The organism is Pseudomonas sp. PDM25, assembly GCF_019219045.1.
Lineage (GTDB): Bacteria > Pseudomonadota > Gammaproteobacteria > Pseudomonadales > Pseudomonadaceae > Aquipseudomonas.
Genome location: NZ_JAHUWL010000001.1, coordinates 1 through 19,525, shown reverse-complemented (window position 1 = coordinate 19,525; position 19,525 = coordinate 1). Strand labels below are relative to the sequence as shown.

At 58.8% G+C, this 19,525-nt stretch carries 14 protein-coding genes; 3 read left to right on the top strand and 11 right to left on the bottom strand.

Features of this window, described 5'->3' with window-relative positions; all coding sequences use genetic code 11:
- Positions 1–113 precede the first annotated feature (113 nt).
- The 9 genes from KW848_RS00065 to KW848_RS00030 form a co-directional block, all read right to left on the bottom strand.
- Positions 114–371, bottom strand: a complete 258-nt coding sequence (locus KW848_RS00065) for a hypothetical protein (protein WP_111451551.1) — start codon at positions 369–371, stop codon at positions 114–116.
- Positions 368–580, bottom strand: a complete 213-nt coding sequence (locus KW848_RS00060) for a hypothetical protein (protein ID WP_218534616.1) — start codon at positions 578–580, stop codon at positions 368–370. Before KW848_RS00060 ends, KW848_RS00065 begins: the two co-directional genes overlap by 4 nt.
- Before the next feature lie 115 nt (positions 581–695).
- On the bottom strand, positions 696–821 hold the full coding sequence (locus KW848_RS31585) for a hypothetical protein (RefSeq protein ID WP_256364976.1): 126 nt from the start codon (positions 819–821) through the stop codon (positions 696–698).
- Between the two features lie 208 nt (positions 822–1,029).
- Positions 1,030–1,209, bottom strand: coding sequence for a hypothetical protein (locus KW848_RS00055; protein WP_218534615.1), 180 nt, complete (start codon positions 1,207–1,209; stop codon positions 1,030–1,032).
- Between the two features lie 155 nt (positions 1,210–1,364).
- The gene (locus KW848_RS00050; RefSeq protein ID WP_218535335.1) at positions 1,365–2,534 is read right to left on the bottom strand and encodes a lactonase family protein; all 1,170 of its coding nucleotides are present in this window, start codon (positions 2,532–2,534) and stop codon (positions 1,365–1,367) included.
- Positions 2,527–2,823 (bottom strand): DUF5629 family protein, encoded by a 297-nt coding sequence (locus KW848_RS00045; RefSeq protein ID WP_134097098.1) that lies wholly within the window; start codon positions 2,821–2,823, stop codon positions 2,527–2,529. The genes KW848_RS00050 and KW848_RS00045 overlap by 8 nt, the downstream gene beginning before the upstream one ends.
- A gap of 202 nt (positions 2,824–3,025) precedes the next feature.
- On the bottom strand, positions 3,026–4,606 hold the full coding sequence (locus KW848_RS00040) for an aldehyde dehydrogenase (NADP(+)) (protein ID WP_218534614.1): 1,581 nt from the start codon (positions 4,604–4,606) through the stop codon (positions 3,026–3,028).
- A gap of 10 nt (positions 4,607–4,616) precedes the next feature.
- A complete protein-coding gene (gene araD1 / locus KW848_RS00035; RefSeq protein ID WP_218534613.1) occupies positions 4,617–5,609 on the bottom strand; it encodes an AraD1 family protein in 993 nt (330 codons plus the stop codon).
- Between the two features lie 150 nt (positions 5,610–5,759).
- The gene (locus KW848_RS00030; protein ID WP_111452703.1) at positions 5,760–7,082 is read right to left on the bottom strand and encodes an MFS transporter; all 1,323 of its coding nucleotides are present in this window, start codon (positions 7,080–7,082) and stop codon (positions 5,760–5,762) included.
- 193 nt (positions 7,083–7,275) lie between these two features.
- Between KW848_RS00030 and KW848_RS00025 the strand changes: the two genes are divergently transcribed.
- From KW848_RS00025 to KW848_RS00015, 3 genes are all read left to right on the top strand, one after another.
- Positions 7,276–9,012 carry an IlvD/Edd family dehydratase gene (locus KW848_RS00025; protein WP_218534612.1) on the top strand — a complete coding sequence of 579 codons (1,737 nt, stop codon included), beginning with the start codon at positions 7,276–7,278 and terminating at the stop codon, positions 9,010–9,012.
- A gap of 208 nt (positions 9,013–9,220) precedes the next feature.
- Positions 9,221–9,940, top strand: a complete 720-nt coding sequence (locus tag KW848_RS00020) for a FadR/GntR family transcriptional regulator (protein WP_218534611.1) — start codon at positions 9,221–9,223, stop codon at positions 9,938–9,940.
- Between the two features lie 115 nt (positions 9,941–10,055).
- Positions 10,056–14,774 carry a DUF6543 domain-containing protein gene (locus KW848_RS00015; RefSeq protein ID WP_218534610.1) on the top strand — a complete coding sequence of 1,573 codons (4,719 nt, stop codon included), beginning with the start codon at positions 10,056–10,058 and terminating at the stop codon, positions 14,772–14,774.
- A 66-nt stretch (positions 14,775–14,840) separates the two neighbouring features.
- Here the strand turns inward: KW848_RS00015 and KW848_RS00010 are convergent, their stop codons facing one another.
- Positions 14,841–17,225, bottom strand: a complete 2,385-nt coding sequence (locus tag KW848_RS00010) for an RND family transporter (protein ID WP_192409466.1) — start codon at positions 17,223–17,225, stop codon at positions 14,841–14,843.
- Positions 17,226–17,253: 28 nt separating this feature from the next.
- A complete protein-coding gene (locus tag KW848_RS00005; RefSeq protein ID WP_134097110.1) occupies positions 17,254–18,321 on the bottom strand; it encodes a YCF48-related protein in 1,068 nt (355 codons plus the stop codon).
- Positions 18,322–19,525 lie beyond the last annotated feature (1,204 nt).

The window sequence follows — 19,525 nt, the reverse complement described above, 5'->3', positions numbered from 1 at the left end:
CAAAACCTGCAACCTTGTCCCTTCAGGAATACTCTATCCGTCGATTCACGACTGCTTCGCAGCCGAACGGGAGCAAGCTCCCTCGCCACAATGGACCTCATCGCTGCCGGCATTTACGCAAACACTTCACACATCTGCAACACCGAGCAATCCACGTGGAACGGCCCGAAGAAGTCGTTTTGGCGTTCGATTGGCGGATTGCCGGCCAGCAGCCCCAAGGCCTTCGCGGTTTCAATGTTACGAGCAAGGTTGTGATTGGCTTCGATAGTCCGTGCCACCGACCCCGCCGAGCCCTGTCCGATCCCCAACAAGGAAGATCCATTGGTCATGAACGCCAGGAAGGCGATGACCCAAAGTCTGTGCCCTTTCATTCCCCGGCGACTCCCGCGAGTTCAGCCTGATCGACCATCGCGGTTTGCGAACGGTGTTCAAACTGAATGCCGGGACGAGCGACCTGAATCGGCGCTTCTAGCGGTTGACGCGATTGTGGCGAGAGGCTGACAACCAGCACCAGCACCGCATAAAGAGCGATAGCCAGGTAGGCGCCGTGTTTGGCAGAAGTGATGATTGCGCTGGCCATGATGTTCTCCGCAGGCATGTTTCGATGCCCACAGAATCGATCAAAAAACCGGTGGTAACCACTCAGGATTACCCATAGTAACCATCAGCTTCGTTAATCATTAAACCAAACTATCTCAGTCTTCAATAAAACTAATCATGCGTTCACGGGCCGCATCCGGCTCGTCTGTAACGGGCTGGGCAGCCGAAAGAATGGGAGTGGAATAGAGAAACAGAAGAACCACGGCCAGACGCATTGCCATGCTGTCGATCCTTATCAGGAGAAGGAGTCAAAAAATCAGCGTCAAATTTAAACGTGTGGCCATGTGATATCAAGCATTACATTGATGGCAATATAATGCTGTCGTAAACGCGTTATGCAGGAGCGACATCACTCAGGTTTCTCAAAGCTTTTCAGCTCGATCCACTCAAGTGACTTCGCTCCTGCATAAAAGGTGCAGGGTTCAAATTTCAGCTTTGGGTCTTGTGATCCAGAGCCGCGTAAAAGTTGGCGCTCTGTTGCAGGTATTTCTGGGTGTAGCTTTGGGCGTGGGATTTTTTGTCGCTGATTTCAACGTTGGCGCTGGCTGGCAACGCAACGGTGGCAGAGATTGCGGAAGCGGCGATTACAGAGAAGAGATTGAAGTTCATGGCGGTGTTCCTCGGATTCGGTTGGCTTGCTTGCCCGGTGGGGCCGTGAAGCAAACTTAACCTTCGAGGTTGGCGCCTTGAAATCTTTTGTAGCATTAGCAGATATCAGCGTCATTAATAGAAGGATGCAGGCCCCATCAACCGGGGCCTGCGGCCTATTGACGCACCATGAACTTGAGGTCGCTCGGGGCATCCATCGGCAGTTTTTGCACGGTTTTACCCAGCAGGCCTGTCTTTGAATCGCGCTCGACGACGACAATCTGGTTGCTTTTCTGATTGGCGATCAACAAGAACTTGCCACTCGGATCGAGGCTGAACTCGCGCGGGTGATCACCGTCTACGGAACGGCGCTGCAGCTCCTTGAGGTGCCCGGTCGCAGGATCGATGGCGAACACCAGCAACTGATTGGCGGTGCCACGGTTGCTGACGTAGAGGAACTTGCCATCGCTTGACGCGTGAAGTGCAGCGGCTGCCTTGTCCGAAACGGGTTGCCCCGCCGCCAGCTCAACCATCTGCGTTTGCTTGAGTTGGCCATCCTTGTAATCGAACACCGCAACCTGCGCGCTCATTTCCATGGTCAGCCACGCGTGTTTGCCATCGGCGCTGAACAGCAAATGACGCGGACCGCTGCCGGGTGGTAACTGGACGGACGCCGGTGTAGCGGCGGTCAAGGGCAGTTCCGGGTTAGCCTTGGGGTCGAAGCGGTAGGCAAAGATCTTGTCAGCGCCCAGGTCATTGGAGAACACATACTGGCCGTCCGGCGAGGACACCGTGGAATGCACGTGTGCCGACATCTGCCGTTCAGGATTGACCCGGCTCGATGGATGGCTGCTCATCTGCACCACGGGTTTGAGTTTGCCATCGGCGTCCACCGGCAACACCGCCAGGGTGCCGCCCGGATCTTCAGACACCGAATAGTTGCTGACAAACAGGTGACTGGCTTCAGCGCTGAGGCCCGAATGCGTCGGCTCGTTGCCCAGGCTCTGCACCTGATTGATCAGGCTCAGTTCATGGGTTTTCGGATCGATCGCATAACTGCTGACGCGCCCTACCGGATCGCTCTGTCCCGGGCCGTTTTCGTTGACCACGAACAGCTGACGCTGATCCTTGGACAGGGTCAGCCAGGATGGGTTTTCGCTCTTGATCACTTGCAACGGCTTGGCGTCGATCTGCCCGGTAGCGCTGTCGAAGTTCAGGCGATAAATCCCCTGGCTCTGACCGGCTGTGTAGGAACCGACCAGCAACTGATAGTCGTCGGCCGACGCAACCTGAAAACCCATCGCGCCGACGCTGCCGGCCATCAACAATGGCCAGAGCTTACGCATCCTCATTCGCTTCTTCCTCATCGTCATCACCGCGGAACGCGGTCATGCACACCAACCGGTGCTCGCCGGAACTGCCGGTGATCAGCCAGCTTTGCAGGTCTGGATCGAAGGTCGCGGCCTCGACCTCGGCCGGGGTGAATTCCCAGTGCTTGGACACACGACCGTCCAGGCATTCGATGTGCAGGTTATCGTCTTCATCGAGGGAGAATTCGAAGGCATGCAGCCCGTCGATTTCCACCATATCGCAGTGTTCGAGGGTGGCGAGCAAGGTGTCGGTTGGGGCGGTCATGGCAGTCAATCTTTGAATGGGAAAGACGCAATGATAGCTCAATGCAGGAGCAACTCCGTGTCGGTCACTAAACTCACACACAACCCCGAACAAATGTGGGAGCGAGCCTGCTCGCGAAAGCGGTGTATCAGCCAAGGTTGATATCGACTGACACTCCGCATTCGCGAGCAGGCTCGCTCCCACAGGGGGTTGTGCTTGGCGATTACAGCGCGTCGCGGGACGGCAGCCCGTCCACCAACCGCTGAATACGCAGCGGATTGCCATTCTTCAAGGCATCCGGCAGCAAGCTGTCGGGGTAGTTCTGGAAGCACACCGGGCGCAGGAAACGGTCGATGGCCAAGGTACCCACCGAGGTGCCGCGCGCATCGGAAGTGGCCGGATACGGACCGCCGTGGACGATTGAATCGCAGACTTCCACGCCAGTCGGATAGCCGTTGAGCAGGATCCGTCCGACCTTCTGTTCCAGCAACGGCGTCAGCTCAGCGAACTGCTCAAAATCCGCCGGTTCGCCAATGATCGTCGCCGTCAGCTGGCCGTGCAGGCCGTTCAACGCGGCGCTGAGTTGCGCCTGATCGGCGACCTCGACGAACACCGTGGTCGGGCCGAACACTTCTTCCTGCAGCACTTCGTCGCCATTGATCAACAGGCTGACATCGGCCTTGAACAGCTGCGGTTGCGCCTGATTGCCCTGTTGCGCACTGCCGGCCAGGTGCTCGATGCCCGGATGAGCGAGGAGTTTTTGCAGGCCTTTGCCATAGCTGCTCAGGGTCCCGGCATTGAGCATGGTTTGCGCCGGTTGATCGCCGATCAGCCCCGCCACCTGTTGCACGAATGTGGTGAATTGCGGCGAACGAATACCAATCACCAAACCGGGATTGGTGCAGAACTGACCGCAACCCTGGACCACCGAAGCAGTCAGGTCACGAGCGACCGATTCGGCGCGAACGTGCAGCGCCTGCGGCAACACGATTACCGGGTTGATGCTCGACATCTCGGCGAACACCGGAATAGGCTGCGCACGGGCTGCGGCCATGTCACACAACGCACGGCCGCCCTTGAGCGAACCGGTAAAGCCAACCGCCTGAATCGCCGGATGCTTGACCAGCGCTTCGCCAACCCCACCGCCGTAGATCATGTTGAACACGCCGGCCGGCATGCCGGTTTTCTCAGCGGCGCGGGTGATCGCGTCGGCCACGAACTCGGCTGTGGCCATGTGACCGCTGTGGGCCTTGAACACCACCGGGCAACCGGCGGCCAACGCCGACGCGGTGTCACCGCCAGCCGTAGAGAACGCCAACGGAAAGTTACTGGCACCAAACACGGCCACCGGTCCGAGGCCGATGCGGTACTGACGCAAGTCCGGGCGCGGCAACGGTTTGCGCTCAGGCAACGCCAGATCGATCCGCGCACCGTAGAAATCACCGCGACGCAGCACCTTGGCGAACAGACGCATCTGGCCGCTGGTGCGACCGCGCTCGCCTTGAATCCGAGCGGCGGGCAGCGCGGTTTCGCGGCAGACCAGCGCCACAAAGTCATCGCTCAGCGCGTCCAGTTCATCGGCAATCGCGTCGAGAAATTGCGCCCGACGTTCGGCGCTCAGGCTGCGATAGGCCGGGTAAGCCGCGGCGGCAGCCTTGGCGGCGGCGTCGACTTCTTCCGGCGTCGCCTGGGAGAAATCGAACGGCAACGCTTCGCCCGTGCTGGCGTCGATGCTCTGTAGATTGAGTTGACCGGCCGCACTGCGCTGACCGCCGATGTAGTTGTGACCAAGAATTCGGGTCATGCCTATCTCCTTAGAGGGTGCCAACAGTGCCGGGCTCGAACGCTGCTTCAACCGGTGCAATCCCGTTGATCAACGGTGCACCGAACTCGGCCTGGCTGATCTCGAACACGTCACCCGGCTGGGTGCGAATGCCATCGGCAAAGGACAGGGTCGCGGTGCCGAAGAAGTGAATGTGTACATCGCCCGAGCGCAGGAACTGGCTGTACTTGAAATGGTGGTACTCGAGGTTTTCCAGGCTGTGACACATGTTGGCCTCGCCACTGAGAAACTCGTTCTGCCACAGCACTTCGCCGTCGCGCAGGATGCGGCTGGTGCCCGCCAGATGCTTCGGCAGTTCACCGACCCGAAGTTCCGGGCCATAACTGCAACTGCGCAATTTGGAGTGGGCCAGGTACAGGTAATTCTTGCGTTCCATCACGTGATCGGAGAACTCGTTGCCCACGGCAAAACCGAGTCGATACGGTTTGCCGTCGTGGCCGATGACGTAGAGCCCGCTGAGTTCCGGCTCCTCCCCCGCGTCTTCGGCGAACGGTGGCAACGGGAACGGTTGGCCCGGACGCACGACGATGCTGCCGTCGCCCTTGTAGAACCATTCCGGTTGTACACCGGCCTGCCCCGCTACCGGTTTGCCTCCCTCCACGCCCCATTTGAAGATGCGCATGGTGTCGGTCATCGCGGCTTCGTCGCCGACTTGCTGATGCATCTTGTCCCGGGCCGACGCACTGCCCAAATGGGTCAGGCCTGTGCCGCTGACCAGCATGTGTGCCGGGTCCGGGTGATCCAGCGGCGGCAGGATTCGCAACTTGGCCAGCAGTTCGGCATAGTCATGGCTGATGCCCAGGCCCAGGGTTTTCACCTGTTGCTCAAGATTGACGCCGGCCTCGATCGCGGCCAACGCCAGATCGCGAACGGTGCGCGCGTCCTGCACTTCGCGCACCAGACCGTCCTCGACCACGCCCACCCGGCGCTCGCCGTTACTCAATTCGAACTGAACTAAACGCATGAATCTTCTCCTGTGAACAATCTTGAAGTTGGCATCGCACCCTGTGGGAGCGGGCTTGCTCGCGAAGAGGCCGTCACATCCGACATCACCGGCGACTGACACTCCGTCTTCGCGAGCAAGCCCGCTCCCACAGTTGATAGGTGTGAATCCTTAGGTGCGGGTAGCACCCCGGGCGCTGGCAGCGAACTGATCGGCCGGCAGCACGTGCTTGCGTTCCAACAGGCGATAGACCACACCGGTCAACACCAGCCCGAACACCATCACACCCGAAAGGAAATACAGGCCCGAAGCCAGGTTGCCGGTGTATTCCTTCAGCGCGCCGATCACGAACGGACCGATGTAGCCACCCAGGTTGCCCACCGAATTGATCAAAGCGATTCCGGCCGCGGCACTGGCGCCGGCAAAAAAACGGCCCGGCAACGTCCAGAACACTGCGGTGCAGGAAAACAGCGCGAAGGCCACCAGGCACAACGCCGCCAATTGCAGCACCGGCACGGTCAGCCAGGCGCTGAGGAACAGGCCGATGGCGCCCAACACGTAAAGCACCGCCAAGTGGCCGTAGCGATCATTCAAGCGGTCGGAACTGCGCGGAATGATCAGCAACCCGATGATCCCGAAGATGTACGGCACCGACGACACGAAACCGGTCACCAGATCCGTGCCACCGAACTGCTTGATCAGGGTCGGCAGCCACAAACCCAGGCCGTAGATGCTCAGGGTCACCGGCAGATAGAACAGCGCCAGCAGCAAGACACGTTTGTCCTTGAGGGCGTGCAACGGATTGCCGTGGCGGGTCTGGCCGTATTCCTCGAGATCCTTTTTCAGTTCGCCGGTCAGCCAGTCCTTTTCGGCCTGGTCCATCCACTTCACCTGTTTCGGACCGTCCGGCAGCCAACGCAGCACTGGCCAGGTCAACAGGATCGCCGGGGTGCCGATGACCATGAACAGCCACTGCCAGCCATGCAGGCCAAGTACGCCGTCCATGCCGAGCAGACCACCGGACACCGGGCCGGTGATCAACATGGCGATGGGTTGGGAAAGGATGAACAACCCGAGGATCTTGCCGCGATGGCGCACCGGAAACCATTGGGTGATGTAGTAGAGAACGCCCGGGAAGAACCCGGCTTCCGCCGCGCCGAGCAGAAAACGCATCACATAGAAACTGTGCGGCCCCTGGACGAAGGCCATACCGATGGTGATGGCGCCCCAGGTGACCATGATCCGCGCGAACCAGCGCCGCGCGCCAAAGCGTTCGAGCATCAGGTTGCTGGGGATTTCCAGCAGGAAATAACCAATGAAAAACAGCCCGGCACCCAGCCCGTAAGCGGCGTCACCGATGCCGAGGTCGGCGCCCATGTGCAATTTGGCGAAGCCTACGGCGGAGCGATCCACATAGGCGATCAGGTACAGCAGGATCAGGAAGGGGATCAGTTTTAGCGTGATGCGACGAATAAGCCGCAATTCCTGGCTCATGAGATCGGTCTCCGATTGTTGTTGTTATAGAACCTCGGGGGACGCCTCTCGTGGAAAACCGCCAGGGCAATCCCTCCGTTGAAATGGACTATATAGTAATACTATTTAAGCAACAACACTTCCAAACAGCCGAATTTGCGCTTATGTTACGCCTCAGCTCGAACAATATAGTCATACAATAAGAGAACCGATCATGTCTGATAAGAAACCCACCCTGCGCTCCGCCCAATGGTTTGGCACCGCCGACAAGAATGGCTTCATGTACCGCAGCTGGATGAAGAATCAGGGCATCGCCGACCACCAGTTCCACGGCAAGCCGATCATCGGCATCTGCAACACCTGGTCGGAACTGACCCCGTGCAACGCGCATTTCCGCCAGATTGCGGAGCACGTCAAACGTGGAGTGATCGAGGCTGGGGGCTTTCCCGTGGAATTCCCGGTGTTCTCCAACGGCGAATCGAACCTGCGTCCGACCGCCATGCTCACCCGCAACCTGGCGAGCATGGACGTCGAAGAAGCGATTCGCGGCAACCCGATTGACGGCGTCGTGCTGCTGACCGGCTGCGACAAAACCACCCCGGCATTGTTGATGGGCGCGGCCAGTTGCGACGTGCCGGCGATCGTCGTCACCGGCGGGCCGATGCTCAACGGCAAACACAAGGGCCAGGACATCGGCTCTGGCACTGTGGTCTGGCAGCTCAGCGAGCAAGTGAAAGCGGGCACCATCACCATTGACGATTTCCTTGCGGCCGAAGGTGGCATGTCCCGTTCGGCCGGCACGTGCAACACCATGGGCACCGCGTCGACCATGGCCTGCATGGCTGAAGCACTGGGCACTTCCCTGCCCCACAACGCGGCGATTCCAGCGGTCGATGCGCGTCGTTATGTGCTGGCGCACATGTCCGGCATGCGCGCGGTGGAGATGGTTCGCGAAGACTTGAAGCTCTCGAAAATCCTCACCAAAGAAGCCTTCGAAAACGCCATTCGTGTGAACGCTGCCATCGGTGGTTCGACCAACGCCGTGATCCATTTGAAAGCCATTGCCGGGCGCATCGGCGTCGAGCTGGATCTGGATGACTGGACCCGCATCGGTCGCGGCATGCCGACTATCGTCGACTTGCAACCGTCCGGGCGTTTCCTGATGGAAGAGTTCTACTACGCCGGTGGCCTGCCAGCGGTACTGCGTCGCCTGGGTGAAGCCAACCTGATTCCGCATCCGAATGCTTTGACCGTCAATGGCAAGACCCTCGGCGAGAACACCAAGGACGCGCCGATTTATGGCCAGGACGAAGTGATCCGCACCCTCGACAACCCGATCCGCGCCGACGGTGGCATCTGTGTGTTGCGCGGCAACCTCGCACCACTGGGTGCGGTGCTCAAACCTTCAGCCGCCAGCGCCGAACTAATGCAACATCGTGGGCGGGCGGTGGTGTTCGAAAACTTCGACATGTACAAGGCGCGGATCAACGATCCGGAGCTGGAGGTGGATGCCAACTCGATTCTGGTGATGAAGAACTGCGGTCCGAAGGGTTATCCGGGCATGGCCGAGGTTGGCAACATGGGCTTGCCCGCCAAGTTGCTGGCCCAGGGTGTGACGGACATGGTGCGCATTTCCGATGCGCGCATGAGCGGCACGGCGTACGGCACTGTCGTTCTGCACGTGGCCCCGGAAGCGGCCGCTGGCGGACCTTTGGCGACGGTGAAAGAAGGTGACTGGATCGAACTCGATTGCGCCAACGGTCGTCTGCACCTGGACATTTCAGACGCCGAACTGGCGGCGCGCATGGCCGATCTGCAACCGCCGCAGCAATTGATCGTGGGCGGTTATCGTCAGCTGTACATCGATCATGTCCTGCAGGCGGATCAGGGTTGCGATTTCGACTTCCTGGTCGGCTGTCGTGGCTCTGAAGTCCCGCGCCACTCTCACTAAACCCACAACTCCCCTGTGGGAGCGGGCTTGCTCGCGAAGGCGGTAGCTTATGCAACAACAATGTCGCATGTGATGGCCTCTTCGCGAGCAAGCCCGCTCCCACATTTTGATCTTCATCTGATTCAGGACTGTGCTTGCTCTGGCGACCGTCCTCGCCGCGCCTGTTATCATGCGCGGCACCCCACCCCACAGGATCGCGCCGTTCCCCATGGATTACCGCAAACCTTCCGACCGCAAAAGCATGCACTCGCGCATCGTCCAGGAACTGGGCATGCAGATCGTTTCCGGACGTTTCAAGCCGTGTGACAAACTGCCCGCCGAAGCCTTGTTATGCGAAGAATACGCGGTCAGTCGGCCAGTCCTGCGCGAAGCCACCCGGGTTTTGGTCGCCAAGGGTCTGGTGTATTCCCGTCCGCGAGTGGGCACGGTGGTCAAGCAGCGCAAGGAATGGCACATGCTCGATCCGGATGTGCTGCACTGGCTGATGCAAAGCAGCCCACAAAATGAATTCTTCGATTTGCTGACCAGCGTGCGCAGCATCATCGAACCCGCCGCGGCCGCCCTCGCCGCGCAGTTCGCCACGGACGCGGACATCGCCTCCATCAGTGAAGCCTACCAACGCATGGAGGCGGCGCCGACGCCGGAAGCGCTGCTGCAACCGGACCTGGATTTCCATAGCCGGATTGCCGATGCAACCCACAACGACTTGCTGGCCAACTTGTGCAACATGCTATCGGTGGCGATTGCCGAAGCCTTGAAGCATTCCAATCAGCGACCGAATCTGCATGAACTGGCGTTGCCCCGGCACAAGGCGATTCTGACGGCGATCGAGAACCGGGATGCGCTGGGTGCGCGGCATGCGACGCTGGTGCAGCTGGATGATGCGCGGAGTGCGTTGAATGCGGTGCTGGGCGCTGATCCCGAGTAATCGGCAGTCAGGGGCACTACCCTGTTCAACCAATGAGGGTGCGGTATCCGGCTACCGCACCCGGCAATCGCCTGTTCCGTAGGCTCATGATTCCAATCATGCAAAGGATTGCATCATGCCTACAGCTCTATCGCCGGACACCACGGCGTATACCGACGTCACAGCCCGCGCGGTCAGTGCACAGTTCGGCACTCGTCCGACATTACGCTCGGTAACCGCCCACCTGCTCCAGAGCAGCCTGCTGGAAAAATATCCGTCACTGGATTTCGATCCCGAGCGCACTCGTCTCGCACAGCCGTTCCCCGGGGGCGGCTGGACGCTCACCCTGTTGCTCGACGTGGCGCTCAACTACCTGGCGAGCGGCACTGCACCGCGGCTGGACGAACAGTACGGTCGCCAGTGTTTTCTAACCAACAAAGCGCCCGTGCGCCTGTCGGTCGATAGCACCCGCCGTCGCGAACCTGATATGCAAATTATCGCGGGCATCATGGCTGAATTGACCGCCACTGTTCATATCGGCTTCCAGGAAGACCTCAGTGCCTATTGGAACGCAGCGACCGACAATAGCGTCAGTCGCTGGCAATGGATTGCTGATTTGCTGGCCGGCGTGCTGAAAACCTCCTCTGTTCGCCACTCGTCAACCAACAGCCTGCAAGCCGACCTCCTCACCGAGCTCTGCAACAACCCCGATAAACAGCAGCGCCTTGAGGCTCCCGGGTCCAAAGGCAGGATTCACGCCTGCTTCATCGAAACCACGTTGAGCAAAAATCAGCTGTCGGTCAGCCTGCAAAGTCCTGACATTTTGCTGATCTGCGGTGAAACCCGTCTGCTGTGTAGCGTGTCCGGTGGCATCGAATCATTTCCGTCCCTTGAGGCGTTCGGGCGGGCCTGGTGCACACGGTTTGAACCGGGCCTGATGGCCGATGCCATTGCCTGGAAACGTTACGAACCTGACGGCAACCTTTTCGACACCCAGGCAGCCCTGCTGCTGAACCAACAGCTCGATGACCTGGCCGCGCTGACGCTGCCGGCACGCACTAGCCTGGACGACCTGGAAAAACGCTACGAGGCCATCACCGATCCGGCCACGCGATTCATTGGCGCCCAGGCGAGCATTGGAACAGACCTCACTCACCTTCCCCTGATACAGAAAACGATTCCCCAGTGGTTGCAAAAGGCCGAAGCTACCGACCGCATGGCCTATCGCAAACAGGTGCTGGCCCTCGCAAGCCTCAAGCAACAGGCGGCAGGCCGCTCGTTTCAGACAGGTATCGACGACCTTCATACCTTCGCCAAAAAAGCCCTGCGTCAACAGATGAGCGAAGATCGACCCACCGCCCCCGACTATGACGCCGATCAGCTGGAGCTCACCTTCCATGTACCCGTCGGCGACTTGGGCAGCGGTTATATTCACCGGACCAAAATGTCGTTGACCCAACTGGCAATCAATAACCTGGCCAGTAGACCCAATGGCCGAATAACCATCCGTCACACCGCAGGCCTGGTGATTCCAGACTGGGTCACAGAGGCTTATCTGTTGGATCTGGTCAACCGAGTGAATGTTGGCAAACACTACCCTGAGTTTATTCAGGCCCAATTGCTTGACGACACCCCGCAAGCGCGGGAACGCCAGCGACTGTTCGGCCTGGAGCTTGCCGTTCACTTGCCGATGTTGGCCCTGGAACAGGCGATCAAGGCTGAACAAGGCTTCACTCGTCAGGGCTATCGCTACGTCGAAGCATTGATGCACGGCACCACGGCTGAGCGATTCGTGGACGAGCAGGAAATTGTCCTGCGCCCCCTGGCTTTCCAAAGAAAGCCACAGGCCGAATGCGACGTGGTCAGCAACATGTTCATCATCGAGCCCCGTGATCTGCACGCCGATGGTCCGCACATCCTCTACCGGCCGCTGTATGTTCCGGCGCTCCAGCAATTCCCGACCCGCCAAGCCCTGTGGCGCGCCATTGCGCAACCGGGTCAATTGCAGAGCAGCGTACTGACGTGGCTGACGGACCGTGCACGACCTGTCTACGACAACAACGGATTCAACGAACCACACATTACTCACTTCCACATTGGCGATGATTTCGTACCACTTCAAAAGCCGAAACCGGCGATTCTGGCAGGCAACGAAGCCGCCGCCGACTGGATCGCGGCGCTGGAACACGGTCGGTTGCTAATGCAATTGTTCGATAGTAATGCCCGTGCATTGGTCGAACTGGCTGACCGGCAATCGGTGTCCAATGCCGAGAGCCGCTGGGCGATCATCCTCGAAGGTGGCTGGCTGCTGTTCAACAACCTGCTTTTACCCCTGGCGCGCGGCCCTGCCATGCTGGTGGGCTGGATGCTGCAAATTACCCATAGCCTGATCCAGGACCTGCCAGCACTGGACAGCGATGACGCCATGTCGCGGGAGCAAGCCTGGGTCGATGTGTTGCTCAACATTGGGCTGTTACTGCTGCATGCGCCACTTCGCGAAGCCAGCCCCAACGCACTCCCCCCCAACGCTGCCCCAGAGTTTGCGCAGGTGTTGGCCCCATTGCGTCAGCCCACCGCGCACCCCTTCGATACAACCAGGGCTGAAATCACCGAGGCTTCGCCGGGATTACCCTCCGAGCCACCGGGCAGTGGCAACACCCTGCTGGACTTCAGCCTGTCCACCGCTCGCGATTCAGCCTCGGCCCGATTGTTCGAAAAACTCAAGGCCGTGCGGGTTCCGTGGCCGGCTAAGCTGCCAGACCCGATTGCCTCCGGCCCATTCAAAGGGCTGTACCGAATCAACGACAAATGGCACGCCACCGTCGCAGCCCTGTTTTTTCGCGTGAGCATCGTACCGGGATTTGGCGAGGTCTATCTGGTACACCCTGAACATCCTGATCATCTCGGATTCAAACTGAAGTCCGATGGCCAGGGCAGATGGACCCTGGACCAAGGGCTGAAACTGCTCGGCGGTGGCCGCAAAAAAAGAATTGATGCGTTGCGCGAGCAACAACAACAGCGAATCGGGGAGCTGGAGCAGCAGTTTCAGGACTTTCTCGATCAGCAGGATCGCACGGTAAGACGCGTCGACATTGCCGACAACCTGGCACAGTTGAAACTCAAGAGCCCTTCCAGCACTGAGCAAGAGCGCTCCACTTTCCGCCAGCGGTACGTCCAGGAGCTGGACATCCAGACTCAAAGCTATGTAACGCTAATCGCCGGCATCAAGGAAAAAAGCGCCTTGACGGGCCTACCTGTCGACGAAAAAATGCGCAGCGTATTGCTGGGCAACATCATCAAAAATGAACGTAAACGGATTGTCATGGCTGACCATGATCGTGAAGCCGCCAACGCGAACTCCTCTGAGTTCAGCACCGCGGGGCGACTTTATGAGGCGCTGATTACCGGGGACGAAGGACTCTGGGATCGCTACCTCGACTTTGTACGCACAACCAGCGAAATCAATGAAGTCATGATCAAGTCCTATGAAGAAGTGGACAAGCGGCTGCAAGAACTTGAACAGATCCCCCAGCTGGGTGCGCAAGCGCTGGAAGAGTTGAACAAGGGTCGACCGGAAAACGAGCTGACAGCCCTAAGGGTCAAGATTTTTCAACTGATTACCCTGCGAATCCTCAGCGTCCAGACACTCCTGAGCGACACCACCACCGCCCTGGAAGCAGCCATCGACCCCTTGGTGATGCTGTCCCGGTCCCATGCGGAATTACAGTCTGCCCATGTTTATGAATCCTCGGACCGCATCGCTGTGCTCGACAACCTGGTCGACCGCTACAACAAGGCGCAGGACGCCCTGGGGAGTATCGAAATCTTCAGCGCCGATGAGTTGCATATGCCGGCATTCAACCGCTTGCGCGAGATCATCGAGCAATTGCGCGTCGATGCCGAGCAGCGCCTGGCCGATGAACTTCAAAGGTCGTCACCCGCACAGGCGCAATCATCCACGCAAGAAGCGGGTACTTCGAAAGGAACAGCCGGTGGCAGGAAGCCTTCCACGGCCAGCCGGAAAAAGGTGATCAAAACGTCCAAAGGTATGTTGATTGGCGACGTTCGCCCGAACACCGACAATCAGGGCGGCGAAATCGTTGACATAAAAGGGCCTATGGAAGACAGCCCCTTGACGTCTTTCCGTGAAGACTCGCCCGATGTCTGGGTCGAAATGGTTGCAGCCAAAACACCGGAACCCAAAGCCACCTCCCGCCCCTACCCGCAACTCAAGGGCGACGCCCGCAAAGCGTTGGCGAAAGTCGATGAGCAGGTCAGGAAGATCGAGGGCTACGCACAACGTGCAAGCTCACCCAAGGAAATCGAAGAGCAGTTGCAGCGTGAAGGGCAAAAGCTCATGCATTTCGCCGACAAGCTGGAAAACCATGAGCACGCCCCGTCAACCGGCGAAAAAGACGCCACACTTCTCACCGAACTGCGGGACAAGGCCCGGGTTCTGGAGAACAAGGCGACGGAACTGCGCACCCGCATGACGTTGTACCAGGCTCCCACCAGCGAGGGATTGGAATACCTGCAACATCACAACCAACTTTACGCGCGAATCATTGGCGCACGGGTTCAGCTGAAAACCGGGCGCAAGGATTTCGTGCAGGAGTACGTCTTGCTCAACCGTGAAAACCAACCCTGGTGGTATGGTCATTTTCACTACGCAAAGGCCAACGATGCCAAGGCGAACTACACCCAGGCACACTTGAAAACCAGGGAGCAACGCTACGAAACCTATGAATCGGCCTTGGCGAAGGCCAAGGACCCGAAACAAAAGATCGAAATACATCATGGATTCATCACTAAATCCTTGGCCGAGCAAAGTTTTCTACCCTTGGAACCACGCTGATCCGCGCTTGGCACCCATAAAAAAGCCGCAACCCTGAGGTTGCGGCTTTTCTATTACAGCCTGGAATCAGTGAGCGAACAGCGAGTTGCCCTTCTGCCCCGCCAGTTTCTCCGGTTTGATCAGGAAGCGTGCCAGCGCTGGTAGCAGCCACAGTGCGCCGAACATGTTCCAGAGCAGCATGAAGGTCAGCATCAGGCCCATGTCGGCCTGGAACTTGATGGCCGAGAAGATCCAGGTGCACACGCCGATCGCCAGGCACAGGCCGGTGAACAGCACGGCTTTACCGGTGGATTTCAGCGTCTGGTAGTACGCCTCTTGCAACGGCAGACCGGCACGGAGGAAGCTTTCCAGGCGGCTGTAGATGTAGATCCCGTAGTCCACGCCAATCCCCACCCCGAGTGCCACGACAGGCAAGGTCGCGACTTTCACGCCGATGCCCATGAAGGCCATGAGGGCGTTGCCGAGTACCGAGGTCAGGACCAGCGGCAGCACGATACACAACGTCGCCGCCCATGAACGGAAGGTGATCATGCACATGGTCGCCACGCAGATGTACACCAGGATCAGGATGGTCAGCTCTGATTCCTTGATCACCTCGTTGGTGGCCGCTTCGATCCCGGCGTTACCGGCCGCGAGGATGAATTCCAGGCCTTCCTTGTTGTTCTCCTTGGCGAAGTCCTGCACTGCATGTACGGCGCGATCCAGCGTGGCGGCCTTGTGATCGTTGAGGAACACCAGTACCGGCGCCAGGGAGCAACTGTTGTTGTACAGACCATCAGCCCGAGCGATCGAGTTGTTCAGCACGTCCGGGTTACGCGACAGGGTTTCCCATTTCAGGTTGCCTTCGTTCATGCCCTTGATCATCTGCTTGGACACGGTCACCAGCGAAATCGCCGACTGCACGCCCTCGGTGTTCTGCATCTTCCACATCAGCTCGTCGATCGGCGCCATGGCTTCGTAGCGCGAGCAGCCTTCGGACCTGGTCTTGACCATCACCACCAACACGTCGGAACTGGTGGAGTAATTGCTGATGATGAAGTTGTTGTCCTTGTTATAGCGCGAGTCCGGACGCAGTTCCGGAGCGCCCTGATCCAGGTCACCGATTTTCAGGTTCTGGCTGTACCAGAGGCCGCCACTGAAGGCCAACAAGGCCAGGACAACCGACACCGGCGCCACTTTCGGGCTGGCAAAATTCGACAGCAGACGCCAGAACGGGTGTTCGCGGTGCGCGTCTTTCTTGCTGCGTTCGACCGCGCGTTTGCTGATGCCAACGTAGGAAATCGCCACCGGCAGCAGGATCAGGTTGGTGAACACGATGACCGCCACGCCGATAGACGCGCCGATGGCCAGTTCACGAATCACGCCGATGTCGATGATCAGCAGCGTGATGAAACCCACCGCATCCGCGAGGATCGCAATCATCCCCGGCAGGAACAGCTGACGGAACGTGCGCCGCGCCGCAGTCAAGGCGTTGTCTGCCTCGCTGGACTGCAAGGCAATACCGTTGATCTTCTGCACACCGTGGGAAATACCGATGGCGAAGATCAGGAACGGCACCAGCATCGAGTAGGGATCGAGCCCGAAACCAAAGAAGTGCATCAAACCGAGCTGCCAGACCACCGCCACCAGCGTGGTGCTCAACACCGCCACGGTGCTGCGCATGCAGTTGGTGAACCAGTAGAGCAGGATCAACGTGATGATGAAGGCGATGCCGAAGAACATCACCACCATGACCAACCCATCGATCAGGTCGCCGACTTTCTTGGCGAAACCGACGATGTGGATCTTCACGTTAGGGTTCTGGGCTTCGAACTTGTTGCGGATCTTGTCTTCGAGTTCGTGAGAGAACTTGCGATAGTCCAGCGCCAGCAACTTGCCTTGGTCCTGCGGGTCCGGGTAGGACTCCAGCAGCGGGATATCGACAATGCTCGACTTGAAGTCGTTGGCCACCAGACGCCCGACCTGACCGGACTTGAGCACGTTATTGCGTAACAGGTCGAGGCTTTGCTGGGAGCCGTTGTAGCTCTGCGGAATCACTTCACCGCCGGCGAAGCCCTCCTCTGTCACTTCGGTCCAGCGTACGCTCGGGCTCCACAGCGACTTGAGACCGGAACGGTCAACCCCGGAAATGTAGAACACCTCGTCATTGATCTGACGCAGAGTCTCCATGTACTCCTTGGAGAAGATGTCGCCATCAGTGGCTTCCACCGAGATGCGCACCGTGTTGCCCAGGTTCGCCAGATCGTTGCGATGCTCCATCATCTTTTGAATGAACGGATGCTCGAGCGGGATCATTTTTTCGAAACTGGTGGACGGCCGGATCAGCGTCGCTTGCCAGAACAGGAAGATACTGACCAGCAGGCAGATGACGATCACTGCCGGGCGGTTGTTGAAAATCAGGCGTTCGAGAAACGTCGCCTTGTCATGATGATGAGTGCTCAAGGATGTCATAGACCCGCCTTCTTATTATTTGCCCGGCTCATTTGGACGACCCATTTTTTCCGTTCTCTGCGCCGGTTGGCGAGGTGACGCGAACGCCACCCTGTCCTGCCAGAATCAGATTGCCGTTGCCCGCTGCGGTGACTGCCGAAACGGAAATGCGATCCGGACGGTTGAACACGCTGAAGGTTTCGCCGTTGTCGTTGCTGCGGATCACCGAGCCACCGTTGCCGACGATCACGATGGAGCCGTCGTCGAGCAGCGTCGCGCCGGACAGACCGAATTCCAGCGCACCGCGAGCGGCCTTGAGCTCAATCGGCTCCCAGGTCGTACCGAAATCGGTGGAGCGAAACAGATTGCCCCGCAGCCCGTAGGCCAGCAGCGTATTGGCTTGAGCGGTGCCGATCACGCCAAACAGTGAGCCCTCATAGGGACCTTCAAGCTTCTCCCAGGTCTGGCCCCAGTCGGCGGAGCGGAACATGCTGCCCTGCTCGCCGACAATGAACAGCCCGGAATCCTTGACCGCGGCGATGGCGTTGAGGTGGTACTGGTCTTCGTTATCCAGACGATCGCTGACATCTTCCCAGTTCTTGCCGCCGTCGGTGGTGGCCAGCAACGCGCCGTAAGCGCCTACGGCAAAGCCGCTGTTGACGTCCTGGAACCAGACGTCGAGCAGCGGAGATTCGCGTTTCAAATCTTCGAATTGCTTGGTCCAGGTAACGCCGCCGTCCTCGCTCGCGAGGATCTGCGCATCATGGCCGACGGCCCAACCGTGTTTGTCGTCGACGAAATACACCGACGTCAGCAGTTGCCGCGTCGGCACCTTGGCTTGGGTCCAGGTCGCGCCCTGGTCATCTGAATATAAAATGTGCCCGCGATCACCGACCGCCACCAGGCGCTTGCCGGCGTGCACGACGTCGAGCATCAGGCTCTTGCTGGCTTTGGCGGATTCAACGGAATAAACAATGTCGGATGCTGGCGCAGCAGCGGCCAGCACAGGTGCCGACAGCACGGCACAGCCCAACAGCGAGAGCGCTGTAGCCAGCAACGCGAATTTGCGTAATGCCGGCGGGCGGCAGATACCCACACCCATGACAGGCTCACTCATAGACCTTCCCCCATTATTATTGTTAGGTCGTTCAACCTTTCTGGGCGCCATAAGGGATGCTCTTTAGGATTGCCTTTTCTGGAGCATAGTCCTGAAATACGCAATCTAGAGCCCCTTCGGAAGCTGGCTTATCCTATCGGGGTTTGGAAAGGTCTGACAATCGACGCCACGTTATGTTTTGTTAACCCGGGGGATATGGGTGGGTGCTGAATGATTCGGTATCAGATGGGGTGATTGGGTTTTGGGTTTGGGGTACATATCCGTTGCTGCGGTAACGGCTGATTACGGTTTCGCTTTTACAGCGACTCACTTTTCCAAACGCCGAAAAGTAAGCAAAAGGCTTCGCCCCGGCGTACGGCACTTCGCTAAAGCTCAGTGTTCCCTCGCTACGGTGTCCATCAGGGGGCATCGCCTACGGCCTGCTTCGCGACGACCTCCTCTCGATGTGTGCGGCTTCGCCGCACGGCGCTACGCGCCTACCCCCTGATGAACACCTCCGCTCGGCCTGCCGAAGGGGCGAAAGATCAAGATCAACGTCAAAAGCCAAAGCCAAAGCCAAAGCCAAAGCCAAAGCCAAAGCCAAAGCCAAAGCCAAAGCCAAAGCCAAAGCCAAAGCCAAAGCCAACGGCAACGGCAACGGCAACGGCAAGATCAACAGCTTCGCGAGCAAGCTCGCTCCCACAGGGATCGGATGTTTGGCAGAAAGAGATTGGTCGGCTGTCAGGCCGTCATCGCGAGCAGGCTCACTCCCACAGGGGATCGGCGTACGCCTTTCGCTTCTCACCACTCAACAGGCCGAGCGTTAGCTCGCCTGCAGCTTTTGATTTTGATCTTGCTTTGCCCGCCCCATCGGGAGGCTGAGTGGAGGTGTTCATCTGGGGGGTAGGCGCGTAGCGCCGTTCGACGCAGTCGAACACATCGAGAGGAGGTCGAAGCGAAGCCGACCGGAGGCGATGCCCCCAGATGAATACCGGAACGAAGGAACGCCGAGCCTAAGCGAGGGGCCGGACGCTCGGGGCGAGCCTTTTTTTGCTTACTTTTTTTTGGCGTTTGAAAAAAAAGTGAGTCGCCGTAAGGGCCAGCCCTTTCAAGGTGTTTTCTTTTTATGGGCCTTAAGCACGCGAGCCGTCGACACATGAGCATTTGCAGCCCTGCCCTCCAGCCATTCCTTGGACTTGGCGATTTTGGGACCTCGTATGCTTTT

Excerpts from the sequence above, each read along its gene's own strand:
- KW848_RS00050 (WP_218535335.1), bottom strand. The coding sequence starts at position 2,534 with ATGCGTAAGCTCTGGCCATTGTTGATGGCCGGCAGCGTCGGCGCGATG.
- KW848_RS00005 (WP_134097110.1), bottom strand. The coding sequence starts at position 18,321 with ATGAGTGAGCCTGTCATGGGTGTGGGTATCTGCCGCCCGCCGGCATTA.
- KW848_RS00015 (WP_218534610.1), top strand. The coding sequence starts at position 10,056 with ATGCCTACAGCTCTATCGCCGGACACCACGGCGTATACCGACGTCACA.
- KW848_RS00025 (WP_218534612.1), top strand. The coding sequence starts at position 7,276 with ATGTCTGATAAGAAACCCACCCTGCGCTCCGCCCAATGGTTTGGCACC.
- KW848_RS00030 (WP_111452703.1), bottom strand. The coding sequence starts at position 7,082 with ATGAGCCAGGAATTGCGGCTTATTCGTCGCATCACGCTAAAACTGATC.
- KW848_RS31585 (WP_256364976.1), bottom strand. The coding sequence starts at position 821 with ATGGCAATGCGTCTGGCCGTGGTTCTTCTGTTTCTCTATTCCACTCCC.
- KW848_RS00010 (WP_192409466.1), bottom strand. The coding sequence starts at position 17,225 with ATGACATCCTTGAGCACTCATCATCATGACAAGGCGACGTTTCTCGAA.
- KW848_RS00060 (WP_218534616.1), bottom strand. The coding sequence starts at position 580 with ATGGCCAGCGCAATCATCACTTCTGCCAAACACGGCGCCTACCTGGCT.
- KW848_RS00040 (WP_218534614.1), bottom strand. The coding sequence starts at position 4,606 with ATGACCCGAATTCTTGGTCACAACTACATCGGCGGTCAGCGCAGTGCG.
- KW848_RS00065 (WP_111451551.1), bottom strand. The coding sequence starts at position 371 with ATGAAAGGGCACAGACTTTGGGTCATCGCCTTCCTGGCGTTCATGACC.
- araD1 (WP_218534613.1), bottom strand. The coding sequence starts at position 5,609 with ATGCGTTTAGTTCAGTTCGAATTGAGTAACGGCGAGCGCCGGGTGGGC.
- KW848_RS00045 (WP_134097098.1), bottom strand. The coding sequence starts at position 2,823 with ATGACCGCCCCAACCGACACCTTGCTCGCCACCCTCGAACACTGCGAT.
- KW848_RS00055 (WP_218534615.1), bottom strand. The coding sequence starts at position 1,209 with ATGAACTTCAATCTCTTCTCTGTAATCGCCGCTTCCGCAATCTCTGCC.
- KW848_RS00020 (WP_218534611.1), top strand. The coding sequence starts at position 9,221 with ATGGATTACCGCAAACCTTCCGACCGCAAAAGCATGCACTCGCGCATC.